This is a genomic window from Ferdinandcohnia sp. GQ5, from assembly GCF_059759275.1.
The window spans coordinates 1-15,500 of record NZ_JCAXEW010000038.1 but is presented as its reverse complement, the minus strand read 5'-3'; the positions used below and the strand labels follow the sequence as shown (position 1 = coordinate 15,500).

Genomic DNA, 15,500 nt, shown 5'->3' with positions numbered 1-15,500 from the left:
TCTTCGGACTGCGCTAGGCAATTTCTGCTGAGCTGTGTCTGAAGTTGAGGCATCTTCGGACAACGCTAGGAAATTTCTGCTGAGCTGTGTCCGAAGTTTTGGTATCTTCGGACAACGCTAGGCAATTTCCACAAGAGTGTGTCTGAAGTTGAGGTATCTTCGGACAACGCTAGGCAAGATCTGCTCATGGGTGTCTGAAGTCAAGTAATTCCTTTTAATGATAAAGTTTTGTAGTACTTCAGCAGCAGCTGCTGGTTCTCAAAAAAATTAAAGCGTGAATTCGTATGTGGATTCGTGCTAGAAATGTATTGTAATTTACTGTTTTGATCGTTGAATCGGAATCCGTTAACTATTCAGTAGGCCCTTTGTCTAAGTTCTTATACAATTCATTACTCAAGTGACCGAATCCGATAATGTTTCTCCGCGACGTTTTGGATCGATATTTGAAGTGGCTAAACACCCTTCAATTACTTCTTTTAAAGCTTTCCCGTTTGATCCATTCACCAAACTTCGAGGTTTCTAATACATTTTGCGGTGCCATCGCAATGATATACATAATAGGAGAAAGAATAAAAATGAATTTCACTCGTTTCACCTTCTTAAAAACAGACCCCAACGCAAGAAGCGATACATCAAAGGTCATTGAAGCGTGCTGAACAGTGTCATAACCTAAATTGTAAAAAAGATTGATTCAAACCTCTCAAAGAATCCTCCCGGATCCTTAGATTTTATTCCATAATTTGTTTTAAGTTTTTTTGGTAAATTTAAAAAAACAATTGAAATATTTTTGAATCATGTTATTGTTGTTATATCGAAATATTATTCTATAAATAACAATTCTACTTTACTATTAATAAATGTTTATATTTTTTTTAGTGTTTGTAACCGATTACAAAAATAACAGAAAAGTCTATTAAAATCGATTTCAATAAAAAATCAATCAGCTTTCGGTCCAATCGACTAGTATAGAAGGCATGACCGAGAGAGTCTTACACAACTTTTGAAAACGCATTCAAATAAACTATTTTAGAATAATAAAAATCAATTTAAAGGAGATTTATTCATGGATATTATTAAAGGTACCGCATTATTGTTACTAGTTTTAGCCTGCTTTTCCCTATTTAGCTATAAAGCACCAAAGGGAATGAAGGCAATGGCAGCTCTTGCTGGAGCGGCATGTGCTGCGTTTCTTGTTGAAGCATTTCAATTATTTGTAGGTGGAGATTTATTAGGAATTGAATTTCTTGGTGAAGTTGGAAAAGCAGCAGGGGGTATGGGCGGCGTTGCAGCAGCAGCTCTTGTTGCACTTGCAGTTGGAGTATCACCAGTATATGCCTTGTTACTTGGGGTAAGCTGTGCTGGGCTAGGATTATTGCCAGGGTTTGTTGCTGGATATTTAATTGCATTCCTTGTTAAATTCATTGAAAAGAAAGTACCTGGTGGTTTGGATCTTATTGTCATTATTATCCTTTGTGCACCTTTAGTTCGTTTAATTGGAGAATTCATGACCCCTGTAGTGGATGCGACTTTATTAAATATTGGTGGAATTATTACAGAGACAGCAAATAGTAATCCAATTTTGATGGGAATCATTTTAGGTGGAACAATTACAGTGGTTGCAACAGCGCCACTTAGTTCAATGGCTTTAACTGCAATGCTTGGACTAACGGGAGTACCAATGGCCATTGGTGCCTTGGCAGTATTTGGATCATCTTTTATGAATTACGTGCTTTTTGATCGAATGAAGTTTGGAGATCGTAAGACGACTATTTCAGTAGCTGTTGAACCATTAACTCAGGCTCACATTATTTCTGCAAACCCTATTCCAGTATATGTAACGAACTTTGTAGGCGGGGCAAGTGCCGGTGTTATTATCGCGCTATCTGGTCTCATCAATAATGCAACTGGGACAGCAACGCCAATTGCTGGTCTAGCTGTTATGTACGGATTTAATGATCCAATGAAAGTAACCATGATTGCACTCGCATGTGCAGCAGTTGGTGTATTGTGTGGGTATTTAGGTTCACTAGTCTTTAAGAATTACAAAATTAAGACAGTTGATCAATTACAAGGAGAAGCAGCATCAAAAGAAGCGGCATAGACTTGCATTATTTTTTTGATAAAAGGAGAGTTTTACATGAAATATCGTTCGGCTTTTGACATTATTGGTCCAGTGATGATTGGCCCTTCTAGCTCTCATACAGCTGGAGCAGCACGAATTGGGAGGATCGCTCGTACTTTATTTGAAAAACAACCGAAGAAAGCCATTGTTTCTTTATATGGTTCATTTGCAAAAACCTATAAAGGACACGGGACAGATTTAGCTATTGTAGCTGGCTTGTTGGATTTTGATACCTTTGATAAACGAATTCCGGATTCTTTGGCAATAGCAGAAAAGTCAGGAATGGAAGTTATTTTTCAAACCGAGGAAGCTGTACCAGACCATCCTAATACGGTTAAGATAAATTTATTCGACAATGATAATGAGTTAGAATTAATCGGGATTTCCATCGGTGGAGGCACCATTGAAATTACAGAAATTAATTCCTTTAAGCTTAAACTATCTGGTGATCCAGCCATACTGGTTATGCATAAGGATCGATTTGGAATTATCTCGTATGTGACTTCAGTTCTAGCAAAATATGAAATTAATATTGGTCATATGGAGGTCGCCCGTAAGGATAAGGGAGAAACGGCGATCATGGTGATTGAAGTCGACCAAAAAATAGCGGATGAAGTGATACAAGAATTAAGAAGTCTTTCTTACGTATCCAGAGTCATTAGAATGGTTGAGTAAAAATAGAGATTAAGAGTAAATTTGGACAACAGGAGGACAAACGATGTTTCGAAATGTAGCGGAACTTGTTACGTTAGCAGAACAACACCAAGTGAAAATTGCTGAAATTATGATACGGCAGGAAATTGAAGTTACGGGGTTAACTCGCGAAGAGATAATTGCAAAAATGGAAAACAACTTAACGGTAATGGAACAAGCATTAGAGCGCGGACTTCAAGGTGTGAAGTCTCAGACCGGGCTTACTGGCGGTGATGCTGTCTTGCTTCAAAAATATATCAAAAGTGGGAGAGCATTGTCTGGCCATATATTATTGGATGCCGTGAGCAAGGCAGTTGCAACAAATGAAGTAAATGCAGCCATGGGAGTTATTTGCGCTACTCCAACAGCAGGTTCAGCTGGAGTTGTACCAGGCACATTATTTGCCGTCAAAGAACAGTTAAATCCGTCACGCCAGGAAATGATCGAGTTTTTATTCACAGCAGCTGCATTTGGTTTTGTTGTCGCTAATAATGCAACAGTATCCGGCGCTGCTGGTGGATGTCAGGCAGAGGTTGGTTCAGCAGCAGGTATGGCCGCAGCTTCGATTGTTGAGATGGCAGGCGGTACACCACAACAAGCGGCCGAAGCCATGGCCATCACACTAAAAAACATGTTAGGACTCGTTTGCGATCCTGTTGCAGGCCTAGTGGAGGTCCCATGTGTAAAGCGTAACGCTATGGGTGCATCGAATGCAATAACTGCTGCTGATATGGCTCTTGCAGGAATTACGAGTAGAATTCCATGTGATGAGGTAATAGGTGCAATGTATGCGATTGGCAAATCAATGCCCTCATCTTTACGGGAAACGGCAGAAGGTGGATTAGCAGCAACACCAACAGGACGGAGATTGGAGGCAGAAATTTTCGGACAACCCAAGGAAAGCTTGATGGATTATCTAGTTAAATAAAAAAAGGAACGTGATCCAATTGGATCCGTTCCAACTTCCTCATATATTAAGATTCTTTCAATACAGGTTTTCCCGCTTCAATTAATACATGATTTCTACCTAGGAAAATAGCTAATATAATAATGAATATACCCGTTCCTACTAACAGCCATTCAATTTTGATGAAATCCGCAATTGGACCGAATATTAACATTCCAAGTGGCATCATCGATGTTGAAATCATCCCCATTACACCAAAAACTCTTCCTAAATATTCTTCTTCTACTTTCTCCTGCAACAAAACAGTTGCTGGTGTATTAAAAATTGGCATCGCAACCCCGAATAAAGCCATGAACGCAAAATAAATCCAAAAGTTCGGAACAATACCAAGTCCAAATGTGCAGACACCCATTATGACACTTGCGAATCCCAAGGTTTTAATTTTATTTTCAAATCCTCCCCAGGAAGCAATGATTCCTCCTCCTACCATCATACCAAGGGAGAAGGCAACTTCGATTGCAGCAAGTCTCCATTCATCACTACCAAAACTGCGTGTAACCTGCAGTGGCGTCAAAAATGCTGCTGGTGCCATTAACACAAAGAATACAGCAAAGAATAGAAAAAATGTCTTCAGAAAAGCATGACTGTTCACATAGTGTAAACCTTGTTTAAAGTCACTAAAGTAACTAGTAGTTTGTTTTTCAGCTGCTTTCTGATGTACAGGAATTTTCAAAAAGAAAAGCAGTGTAAAAATCGCTATCGCTGCCGTTATGACATCAATAAAAAATATCATTTCTAACGAAGCGAAACCTAAAAGTGCTGCACTAACCATTGGAGATACGAACATGATAACCGCTTGAATACTTCCATTTGCTCCATTCACTTTTGTCAGTTTATCCTTCGGAACAATTTGCGGTAAAATCGCACCAACAGCTGGCATTTGAATTCCCGTTCCAAAGGCACGAACCGCTGCCATCACAAATAGCAACCAGATTGCATTAAATCCCAATAAGAAGAGAATAGCAAGGATTAATGTTGAAATTGCAATAAGTCCGTCTGCTATAATAATGAGCATCTTACGGTTATAGCGATCCGCCCAAACCCCAGCAACAGGTGACAAAATAAAGGTTGGAATAAAGCCACAAATGATAAACAACGTCATCATCAAACCTGATTTCGTTTCTAAAGTTATGTGCCACATTATGGCGTATTGAACCAGTGACGATCCGAAAAGTGAAATCGTCTGGCTACTTAAAAAGAGAATGATATTCTTTAACCAATTCTCATGTAGCTTACTTTCTACTGTATTCATTTACTATCAACTCATTTCTATCGAATTTTTGTATTTACTCTACACCTACATTCATATTTTTAGACAACAAAAAAAGAGGGAATCCTCGTCCCCTCTTTAATTAACCGTAAAATATTGGTTTTCTTAAAAAATGACAGACCAATCCCATTGCTCTGAACGTAGGCAGAGCTTCAAAACGTATTAAATTAACGAATGATACCTGGGAATCGTAATCTCATTGATGCTGTCACAAGAAAAACCTCCATTTCTTTATAATCGTTATTATCATAACAAATTCCCTTTTTTATTACAATTACTTTTTTGGGGATATCATGTTGAAGCAAGAATGTATCACTTAAGCTGGTATAATACGAAAGGGAACCGATTTTTTCTTTATATTTTTAGTAGGATAATGAGCCAATTTCCCCTCGTATTTCAATTTAAGTGACGAAATGGCCATTAAGTCATTTGGTTCAATAAGTGAAAGTGGTTTTTCAAAATCAATGCTGGTACATTCATTTAGTACGGATGCTACAAACTGAGAACAGAAAAAGGCTTTCTTTCTTCTCAGTGGCCTATTTAGCACAACTCCAAATAACCCCAATAAATTGTAGCGATAAGATTCCTTCTGCTCTTCAATTTCATTAATATAGCGTCTCATCTTTTGGATTTCGGCTTCTGTTACTGTAAAAGAATAGATAACACAATCAGCATGTTTAAATAATCCTTGTTTCACATCCTCTTTTACAAATCCCCCAATAAATGGATTTCTGGCAGTCTTTCTACCAAAACTATATACCTCGGTCAATTCTGTATCGAAGGAAATCGAAGCATGATTATATGGCTTTTTCGTATATAGCTTTATCAGTCTTGTAAATACTGTCCCCGTATCTGTTAAAAGAATATATACCTTCTTATCTCTCAAAATAATTCTCCCCTTTTATTTATCAAAAGCTACCTTATAAATAACAATATACATATGAAATCTTAAGAAGAGCCTAATTGTTTTCTTAAGAAAATCTTAAGATTATACCCTTATTAATTGCCGTTAGTTCAAATTAAATTTCTTGTACTGAAATTGTAAGTGTCAAATGAAATCATATAATTTATCATACAAAATGTTAGGAATACGTTTAACCAACCGGAGTCTAAATTAAGACTAAGTCCCTAGACCTATTTAGAAAGGTGGACTGCATCATATTTCAGAAACAAAGAAAAGACTGAACCCTAATTGGTTCAGTCTCGAAATTATGTTGTTTTTTATTGAATGGGAAATTACAGCACTTCTACAATACATATTTTGTGACTAGGAATAGCGAAGAATTGATCATCTTTGCAGATAAACATTTCTCTGATATTTCTCTCTCTGATTTTCCTTTAGTCCGTTAGCAAGAAGATAGAGAGAAAATAGAAATAACAAATACCCTAACAGTGGAAAACCAATAATCCATTTTGCAGAATAATATGCGAGCCTAGATTGACCAATTAGTCCAGCCCATTCATTTGTAATAGAAAGATATATCGTTGGGGAGACCTGCAACTCGGTTCCTCCAAAGAATAAATTAAAAATAGCTAATTGACCGATTAAATTTAATACAAGAATAACCTCGTTAACTAATATAAGTAGTAAGTTCCCTTTTAATGTGGGAAAAATATGTTCTTTTACTATATGAATCTTATTACCACCGACCGTTTGAGAAGCCAACACAAACGGACTCTCCCTTATTTCAATCGTTTTAGCAAGTACAACTTGATAGACTCCTGGAATTCCAAGAATAATCATCAACATGCATTGAAACAACACTAACGACATCGTTCCAACCGACGGCTGAATATTAATTCCTATCATCACAAAATAAATGATCACAAATGGTGGAATCCCACTTAATACAGTGACTCTTGGCGTCCATTGATGCTCCTTTTTTTGCAAGCCGTGGTACATCCCGAAGAAACCACCAATGATTACTCTGATAATAGCTACTGCTATTGAAGCAAACACTGTATACTTTGCTCCATAAAGCATTAATGTTAAAATATCATATCCCCATTTATCCGTACCAAATACATGCTCCTTTGAAGGCGGGAATGGTGCTGCGCGAAGCTGCTCCCCTTCATCTGTTTGAACGTATTTAATTTTCTTTGAATAATCCTCTTCGTACGGTGCAAACGATGGCCCAAATATGGCCAGCACTACAAATAAAAGTAGCATCACTAATCCCACGACCAGCTTTATATTATGTCGCGTACGCATGTTTAAGTGCCCTTTCAATCAGAATCACAATAAACTTCATTACAAAATACACTGACATATACAAGATGAAAAATGAAAGAAAACATAGTACGAATAAATTGTATTGGTATTCCATTCCCATTGGAAATAACATGGACGTCAGCCCTTTATTATTATATAGATATTCAATGATAAATAGGTTTCCTACCATAATTGAAACTACTTTATGCAAATCTGCTTTTAAATAAGGAATTACATTAGGTGTCACATGAAAAAGATAGATATGTCTTTTACGAAATCCTTTTGATAACGCCGTTCGAATATAATCTTCTGTTAATACATCAAAGGATTTTTCACTTAAAGATCTAACTAAATAGACAAACGGAAGGATAAACATAGTAACCAAAGGAAGGATTATTGCAGGTTCGTCCATATTTGATGATGCTACTCTTACAGTTTTCAAACCTGTTGCTTCATAAATATAGACCACAAGTAGTTGAAGTAAGAACACAAGAATAAAATCCGGAATTACTCCGATAAAACCCATTATGGTATTTAATCCCTTTTCACTTCTTCTCCATAGCCAAATTCCAAAAATAATGGAAAGAATAATCACAAAAACTCCAGCAATTAGTAAATAGATAAATGAAGTAAGGAAATACCCTCCTACCGATTGAAAAAAGTACAGTTCTCTCTGCCCATCCATGTAGTAATAGGAACTACCATCAAATAGTCCCTGTAGAAAAGGGACTATTTCTTTCGGAATTCTTTCTACCAGAAATACCACCTTATCCTTACCGCTAAAAATAACTAAAGGGAGAGTCCCCAATATGAGTAGAAAAGTCAGGCTCCACACTTGAAACAATATCTTTTTGATATTCATTTTGCCCCTTTCAAAAATACATCTTATATCTTCAATATTATATTCTTATTGGATAATAAGAATGCGCATATGCACTTGACTTTTAATACGAACATAGGATATAAAAGAGGAGTAAGAAAAAACGCCTTAAATAAAGGGGTATGAGTTTATGTTATCGGTGGTTCTTAACTAATCCATAATTGGATAACTGGAAGAAGCGAAAAACGTAGCAAGGCTATGTTTATTTCACTATGGCTTCTTTTAGATTGTTAAGAACACGCATCATAGCTACGAAAAATGGATCTTGCTATGGCATGTTTGTCATGGTTTTTTTGTGTCTAAAAAAACCATCGATATCTATGCCAGGGCTAGGTTTATCTTCAGCCGTCATGAGCGATTTGTTCATGACGGCTTTTTTTGATTATCGCCTGTGAACATCTCCTCATGAACAATGTTTTTTATTAAAAGGAGGATTTACCATTGAATAATCAAACAATGGAAGCTTTAGGTTATTATCAAATTTTGAATGAGATCTCACAATACGCAAGAACAAGCCGGGGAAAAGAAACGTTACATTCTTTAAGACCTACACAAAACAAAAAGAGAATCGAGCATTCTTTACATGAAATTTCAGAAGCGATGAACATCCTTGAAATCAGCGGAAGTATCCCGATACACTCCTTGGATCAAATCGAGCACTATATTGAGCAAGCAAAAAAAGGAATCGCAATAAAAGTGGACCAATTCACACGGATTGTTTCATTCCTAGATCACTGTCAAAAGCTAAAGCAATTTATGAAGGATAAAGAATATGCCGGTCCAATGGTAAGCATGTATGCTGCATCCATTGGAGATGTATCAGAACTAGAAGGAGAAATTAGCCGTTGTTTGCGCAATGGCCAAGTGGATGATTATGCATCAAGTGACCTTAATTATTTACGACGGCATCTCTCCAGTCTACAGGAGAAATTAAAAGAAAAAGCACAGTCACTGGTGAAAAGCGGAAGAATTTCTCCATATTTACAGGAAACAAATGTTGCAGAACGATCGGGGCGCTATGTTCTTGCGGTAAAAAAAGAATTTAGGAAGAAAGTTCAAGGAACCGTATTAGATACTTCAGCTTCGGGTTCTACCCTCTTTATCGAACCTGTTGAATTAAGCTCGCTTCAGGAGGATATTGAACTTATTAAAATTGCAGAAGAAACTGAGGTAGAGCGGATTTTATATGAACTAACTCAGCTGTTTCTATCCTATGAACAGGTTATCCAGGTTGCAGTTGAAACCATGCATCATTACGATGTTCTTTTCGCAAAAGCTAAGTACAGTCAAAAGATTCAGGCAAACACGCCTTTAATTAATGAAGAGTTCAGGATCCATTTAAAAGAAGCACGTCATCCGATGCTTGGAACCAATGCCGTTCCGCTCACGATTCCAATCGGAGGAAAAGAACGGGCCCTTGTCATTACTGGCCCGAACACTGGAGGTAAAACCGTTACGTTAAAAACGGTAGGACTTCTCACATTGATGGCTCAATCCGGTCTCCCTATTCCGGCTAAAAAAGGGAGTGAAATTGCCATCTTTCAACATATCTTTGTCGATATTGGAGACGGTCAAAGCATTGAGCAAAATTTAAGTACGTTTAGCTCCCGTATGGTTAATATCATTGAGATTTTGAAAACAACAAACGATTCTTCACTTGTATTAATTGATGAACTTGGTTCCGGCACAGATCCAAGGGAGGGTATGGCCCTAGCCATCGTTATTCTAGAACAACTTTTTGAAAAAGGTGCTACCTTATTTGCGACTACCCATTACAGTGAAATGAAGAAATTTGCGGATGAAACGGAAGGATTTTTAAATGGTTCCATGGAGTTCGATATCCACACCTTGCAACCCACGTACAGACTTTTACTAGGGAAAAGTGGGCAAAGCCAAGCGTTTGATATAGCTGCTAAACTTGGGATGCACCCAACACTTATCGAACGTGCACATAAGAAAGCGTATCAACAGGATAAGGATTATCATCAAAACATTGCACACGAAACATTGCAATCACCTGCCTATCAAAAGCAAATCATTGTAAATAAGTATGCTCGAAGCAACGTTGAAAAAAGAAAACAAGAGCCGCCTGCATCTAAGATCACGATCTACAATCAAGGGGATAACGTCTTGGTTGTTGCAACTGGTGAAACCGGCATAGTGTACAAAGGACCAAATGACCGTGGAGATTATATTGTGCAAATTAAAGGGGAAAAACGTACTGTTAATTATAAGAGAATGGAGTTAAAGATCTCGGCAGCAGAGCTCTACCCTTCTGATTACGATTTTGACATCATCTTCAAAAGCAAAGAATATCGAAAAATAAAAAAAGACATGAACCGCAAATTCGTAGAAGACAAATGGTTAGAAGAAGATGAGTACTCTTAAGCTAAAAAACGGTCAGTAACAGGTTCGATTTAAAAACAGAAACTCCCAATCCATTATTAGCGTGAATTCTCATACGAATTCACGCTTTAATGCGTTTTTTATAAAAAATGGGTTGGTTAAAGTCGCGATTGACTTTAAATTCGGACACAATACCGATGATTTTACTTTCGCTTGTCTGAAGATACCCCTACTTCGGACACTACTCCTTTGAGTTCTCCTTCCCCTGTCTGAAGATACCCCAACTTCAGACACAATACCGATGATTTTGCTTTCCCTTGTCTGAAGTTACTCCAACTTCGGACTCTCCTCCTTTGAGTTCGCCTTTCCTTGTCTGAAGATACACCAACTTCGGACACTACTCCTTTGTTTTCACCTTCACTTGTCTGAAGATAACTCAACTTCGGACACTACTCCTTTGATTTCCCCTTCCCTTGTCTGAAGATACTCCAACTTCGGACACGACTCCTTTGACTTCCCCTTCCCTTGTCTGAAGATACTCCAACTTCGGACACGACTCCTTTGAATCCGACTTCCCTTGTCCGAAGATAACTCAACTTCGGACACTACTCCTTTGACTTCCCCTTCCCCTGTCTGAAGATACTCCAACTTCGGACACAACCCCTTTGATTTCCCCTTCCCTTGTCTGAAGATACCCCAACTTCGGTCACAACCCCTTTGAGTTCGCCTTCTCTTGTCTGAAGATACTCCAACTTCGGACACTACTCCTTTGAATCCGACTTTCCTTGTCCGAAGATAACTCAACTTCGGACACTACTCCTTTGATTTCCCCTTCCCCTGTCTGAAGATACCTCAACTTTGGACATAACTCCTTTGATTTCGCCTTTCCTTGTCTGAAGATACTCCAACTTCGGACACTACTCCTTTGAGTTCGCCTTCCCTTGTCTGAAGATACTCTAACTTCGGACACTACTCCTTTGAATCCGACTTCCCTTGTCCGAAGATAACTCAACTTCGGACACTACTCCTTTGAATCCGACTTCCCTTGTCCGAAGATACTCCAACTTCGGACACTACTCCTTTGATTTCCCCTTCCCCTGTCTGAAGATACTCCAACTTCGGACACAACCTCTTTGAGTTCGCCTTCCCTTGTCTGAAGATACTCCAACTTCGGACACAACCCCTTTGAATCCGACTTCCCTTGTCCGAAGATAACTCTACTTCGGACACAACCCCTTTGATTTCCCCTTCCCTTGTCTGAAGATACTCCAACTTCGTACACTACTCCTTTGTTTTTACCTTCTCCTGTCCGAAGATACCCCAACACCAACTTTTGACAAAACACCGGAGGTTTTCTGTTTTATTTCTTAGTTTTGACTTTGATTTTTTTTGTACTTTTTACGTTAAAAAGTATGCTTTTTTGATATTTTTATTGGACTGTTCGCAACTCAATACGGAAACGTTGATCCTTTATTGAATTATTGTTTTTTCTATCTAGTGGGATATCACAAGCTTCTTAGTTGACATATATTAAGTTTAAAAACGACAGGAGCCACCTCAATGATTTATATTGTTCTACCTGGAGATACTCTTTATCAGATAGCCCAAAGATTTAAAACCTCTATTGCATTATTGCTCATGTACAATCCCCAAATTACGAATTCAAATTTCATTTACCCTGGGCAAATCATTAATTTACCTCCGACAGGTCATTCCTACAAGCTCTGCCCTATTTTACGACAAGGCGATCGCGGTCCAGCTGTAAGTAGAATACAAATTCTCTTAAGAAATCAAGGACTTTACACCAGAGCAATTGATGGCATTTATGGACCATTGACACAGAGAGCACTTTTAACCTGGCAACAAAATACAAAGGAGCTTGAGGTTACAGGGATTGTAGATGAGGAGACTTGGGTATCGTTAGGTTTTGAATGTAACGAACGTCCGGAGATTGTGCAATACATTGTGCGTCCTGGGAGTTCCTTATTTGCAATCGCCATTTGGTTTGGAGTATCTGTGGATAGCCTTTTACAAGTAAACCCTCAAATTACAAATCCTAACCAAATTCTTCCTGGACAGATAATTAATATACCGGCATCATTTTTAGATTTCTAAACACAGTAAAAACTCACAGGGAAAACATTCCATCAATAAATACAACAAATAATCCCCAACCTAGTAAAGTGAAAAATTATTATTTGGAGGTAATTGATATGGCACAATTAAGAGAAATCATGACATCAAATGTAGTTACAATTAACGAAACACAGTCAGTCCAAGAAGCTGCTGCATTAATGAGCCAACACAATATCGGGTCTGTTCCGGTAGTAAATAACAATGGACAAATGGTCGGAATTGTTACTGACCGTGATATTACACTGCGTACAACTGCGCAAGGAGAAAGTGCACAAACACCCGTTTCTCAAGTTATGACTGCTCAACAAATTGTTCAAGGTACTCCTGACATGGATGTACACGAGGCAGCAAATTTAATGGCTCAGCAACAAATTCGTCGCTTACCAGTCGTTGAAAATGGGCAAATAACAGGAATGGTTGCTTTAGGCGATTTAGCAGTACAAAATCAGTACGCAAACGAGGCCGAACAAGCGTTACAAAACATCTCAACCCCATCCGCACCACAAGAATAACGGGTTTGGGTCAGAGGGACAGGTCCATTATCCCTAAATTAATGGGACGCAGTAACAGCGTCCCTAAAATAAGATTTGAAACATTACCATAATAGAATTGTTCCCCCATCTAGCTCTCCCCCCCCAAATATTATCAATCAAACACTTGTAGGCCCAAGCCCTAACAGTAAAGGACTTCTGAATTTTATACTCTGATTCATTTAATACCATTAAATCCATTCAAAAAATAATTGTATGTATTACAATTATTTTTGGTTGCACAGTATTGTGTTTGTTAAAATGGTAGTACTATACGAATGGGACAGAGGGACAGGTCCCCTGTCCCAGATATAAAATCATTTGTTAAAAAATGGTGGGACGCGGGACCTGTCCCCACGTCCCTTAGAGAAGGAGAACGACATGAAGAATCGCCCCAATATCCGTCTTTTTTATTTTATTTCTATAATGGTTTGTGTGCTGCTGTTTGTTGGGGTTAATGGGGTAATCGAAACCTTCCTTTTACCTCAGGAAAGTAAAGCAACGATTCAAGAATCTGGATCAGTCCACGATTCTTCAGTCATTCAAAAGCTATATAATAGTCAACCAGTGACGATTGTTGCGTATGGTGATTCCATTACATGGGGGTATGAACGAGATTCTAATACCGGAAGAGTAACTCAAGTAAAGAACCCTTATCCAAAAATCCTAGAGAATGAGCTAAGAAAAAAATATGGCTATCGTCATGTAAAAGTGATTAATAGAGGTCATCCCGGCTGGACATCGATCCAGGCACTTAAAAATGTTGAGAAGGAAGTGCTTAGCTACCAACCCGACCTCGTCATTTCAATGTTTGGTATAAATGATGCAAGAGGTCATTCAAAATACAGTCCTCATTCTCAACCTATCCCTGTCGATCAATATAAAGAGAATAATCAACAATTATTACGAAAGCTTCAGGAAAAAGAAATCGAAGTGGTTGTCATCTCACCGACATTGTTTACTAGTAAAAAAAATAGTGCAAATAAAACTCAGGAACACTATACAAATGTGATAAAGTCCTTAGCCATAGATGAAAGAGTCTACTATATAAATGGTTCGGAAATTCCTGTTAAAAATAATCTTAAAGACGGGATTCACTTTAAAGCCGATCAATACAAGCTAATCGCGGAAAAAATAATATCTGAGCTATTTTAACGATTGCAGGAGTTCCCTTAGCTCAATTTCCGAGATATGGTGGGACGCGGGACCTGTCCCCTTGACCCACTTGGGAGTTCGCTGAGTTCTATGTTCCGTTACATTTGTTATTTAGAAGTAATTTACGTCATAAAACGTAGCTTTCTTCAGTCCTGTCAATAGTCATATTCTAGTATTTTCTACCTCTATTACCAATGGTAGACAAAGGCTAGTTATGAATTTCAATTAGTCAAATCTATTAATTTTCAATGATTGCTAGAAGTTAATATAGTAAAAAAGTTTTAAGTTATCATTGAAGGAAAAGTCTTCCTCAAATATTACAAAATTCACATGCTATGATTGGGATGTATCTTGGTACAAACAAGAGGAGGACTGAACATGAAGAAAACTGTATTATCATTAGTAGTGGCAGGTGCACTATTAGTTACTGGGCCATTAGCTAGTTCCGCGGAGCAAGTAAGTGATCAAAAAAATGTATATGAAGGTCGTTATGTTGTATCTGTTAACAACTCTACTGATTGGAATAACCTTATTCAAAACTTACTTAAAAAATATTATTCTGGGAACTATCAAACTCAGCCTAAAGTAGAGACCCCTTCCCAACCAACTGAGGAACCAACTCAACCAAAAGCTGAAGAACCTGTTCAGGAAAAACCTGTTGTTCAACAACCTGTACAACAGCAACCATCAGAACAGCCAAAAGAAACTGAGAACCAAGGCGCTTATTCATTAAGTCAGTTTGAGCAAGAAGTTGTAACTCTAACAAATAATGAACGTGCGAAATATGGCTTACAGCCACTAAAAATTGATTTAAAATTAAGTGAAGTTGCAAGAACCAAATCTACTGATATGAAGAATAAAGGGTATTTTTCACATACAAGTCCAACTTACGGATCACCATTTGAGATGATGAATCAATTTGGTATTCAATATCGTGCAGCTGGTGAAAACATTGCAAAGGGTCAACGTTCACCCCAAGAAGTTGTAAATGCATGGATGAACAGTGAAGGGCATCGGAAGAATATCTTAAACTCAAACTTCACTCATATTGGTGTAGGTCATGTAGAAGGCAATTATTGGACACAGATGTTTATCGGAAAATAAATAGTAATGTTTTTAATAAGGTCACATTAAAGAAAAACTAACTAAAATTTTCTATTCTAGAAAAAAAAGAAGCAGGTAACCTCTG

Annotated in this window: 13 protein-coding genes; 8 read left to right on the top strand and 5 right to left on the bottom strand. The window is 37.9% G+C overall.

From position 1 onward, the window contains the following. Window positions 1-463: 463 nt before the first annotated feature. Window positions 464-586 carry a hypothetical protein gene (locus tag AC6CHV_RS25995; RefSeq protein ID WP_341332845.1) on the bottom strand — a complete coding sequence of 41 codons (123 nt, stop codon included), beginning with the start codon at window positions 584-586 and terminating at the stop codon, window positions 464-466. 477 nt (window positions 587-1,063) lie between these two features. Here AC6CHV_RS25995 and AC6CHV_RS25990 point away from each other — a divergent pair, with 477 nt between their 5' ends. The 3 genes from AC6CHV_RS25990 to sdaAA are packed head-to-tail and all read left to right on the top strand — an operon-like array spanning window position 1,064 to window position 3,743. Continuing rightward, complete coding sequence (locus AC6CHV_RS25990) at window positions 1,064-2,101, top strand: PTS sugar transporter subunit IIC (RefSeq protein WP_341332846.1); 1,038 nt, start codon at window positions 1,064-1,066, stop codon at window positions 2,099-2,101. A 36-nt stretch (window positions 2,102-2,137) separates the two neighbouring features. Continuing rightward, on the top strand, window positions 2,138-2,797 hold the full coding sequence (sdaAB, locus tag AC6CHV_RS25985; protein ID WP_341332847.1) for an L-serine ammonia-lyase, iron-sulfur-dependent subunit beta: 660 nt from the start codon (window positions 2,138-2,140) through the stop codon (window positions 2,795-2,797). Between the two features lie 43 nt (window positions 2,798-2,840). Then, entirely contained in the window at window positions 2,841-3,743 is a 903-nt protein-coding gene (gene sdaAA, locus AC6CHV_RS25980) for an L-serine ammonia-lyase, iron-sulfur-dependent, subunit alpha (protein ID WP_341332848.1), read from the top strand. Window positions 3,744-3,789: 46 nt separating this feature from the next. Here the strand turns inward: sdaAA and AC6CHV_RS25975 are convergent, their stop codons facing one another. The 4 genes from AC6CHV_RS25975 to AC6CHV_RS25960 form a co-directional block, all read right to left on the bottom strand. Beyond that, window positions 3,790-5,034 (bottom strand): MFS transporter, encoded by a 1,245-nt coding sequence (locus AC6CHV_RS25975; protein ID WP_341332849.1) that lies wholly within the window; start codon window positions 5,032-5,034, stop codon window positions 3,790-3,792. A gap of 334 nt (window positions 5,035-5,368) precedes the next feature. Continuing rightward, window positions 5,369-5,938: a hypothetical protein gene (locus AC6CHV_RS25970; protein WP_341332850.1), complete on the bottom strand. Its 570-nt coding sequence runs from the start codon at window positions 5,936-5,938 to the stop codon at window positions 5,369-5,371. 402 nt (window positions 5,939-6,340) lie between these two features. Then, the gene (locus AC6CHV_RS25965) at window positions 6,341-7,264 is read right to left on the bottom strand and encodes an ABC transporter permease subunit (protein ID WP_498079952.1); all 924 of its coding nucleotides are present in this window, start codon (window positions 7,262-7,264) and stop codon (window positions 6,341-6,343) included. Continuing rightward, on the bottom strand, window positions 7,248-8,126 hold the full coding sequence (locus AC6CHV_RS25960; RefSeq protein ID WP_498079951.1) for an ABC transporter permease subunit: 879 nt from the start codon (window positions 8,124-8,126) through the stop codon (window positions 7,248-7,250). The genes AC6CHV_RS25965 and AC6CHV_RS25960 overlap by 17 nt, the downstream gene beginning before the upstream one ends. Window positions 8,127-8,585: 459 nt before the next feature. Between AC6CHV_RS25960 and AC6CHV_RS25955 the strand changes: the two genes are divergently transcribed. The 5 genes from AC6CHV_RS25955 to AC6CHV_RS25935 all read left to right on the top strand — a co-directional run bounded on the left by AC6CHV_RS25955 (window position 8,586) and on the right by AC6CHV_RS25935 (window position 15,415). Next, window positions 8,586-10,532: an endonuclease MutS2 gene (locus tag AC6CHV_RS25955; protein ID WP_498079950.1), complete on the top strand. Its 1,947-nt coding sequence runs from the start codon at window positions 8,586-8,588 to the stop codon at window positions 10,530-10,532. 1,518 nt (window positions 10,533-12,050) lie between these two features. Next, window positions 12,051-12,605, top strand: a complete 555-nt coding sequence (locus tag AC6CHV_RS25950) for a LysM peptidoglycan-binding domain-containing protein (RefSeq protein WP_341332854.1) — start codon at window positions 12,051-12,053, stop codon at window positions 12,603-12,605. A gap of 98 nt (window positions 12,606-12,703) precedes the next feature. Next, window positions 12,704-13,138 (top strand): CBS domain-containing protein, encoded by a 435-nt coding sequence (locus AC6CHV_RS25945; protein ID WP_498079949.1) that lies wholly within the window; start codon window positions 12,704-12,706, stop codon window positions 13,136-13,138. Between the two features lie 399 nt (window positions 13,139-13,537). Continuing rightward, window positions 13,538-14,311, top strand: a complete 774-nt coding sequence (locus AC6CHV_RS25940) for an SGNH/GDSL hydrolase family protein (protein ID WP_341332856.1) — start codon at window positions 13,538-13,540, stop codon at window positions 14,309-14,311. Window positions 14,312-14,689: 378 nt separating this feature from the next. Continuing rightward, on the top strand, window positions 14,690-15,415 hold the full coding sequence (locus tag AC6CHV_RS25935; protein WP_341332857.1) for a CAP domain-containing protein: 726 nt from the start codon (window positions 14,690-14,692) through the stop codon (window positions 15,413-15,415). Window positions 15,416-15,500: the final 85 nt, after the last annotated feature.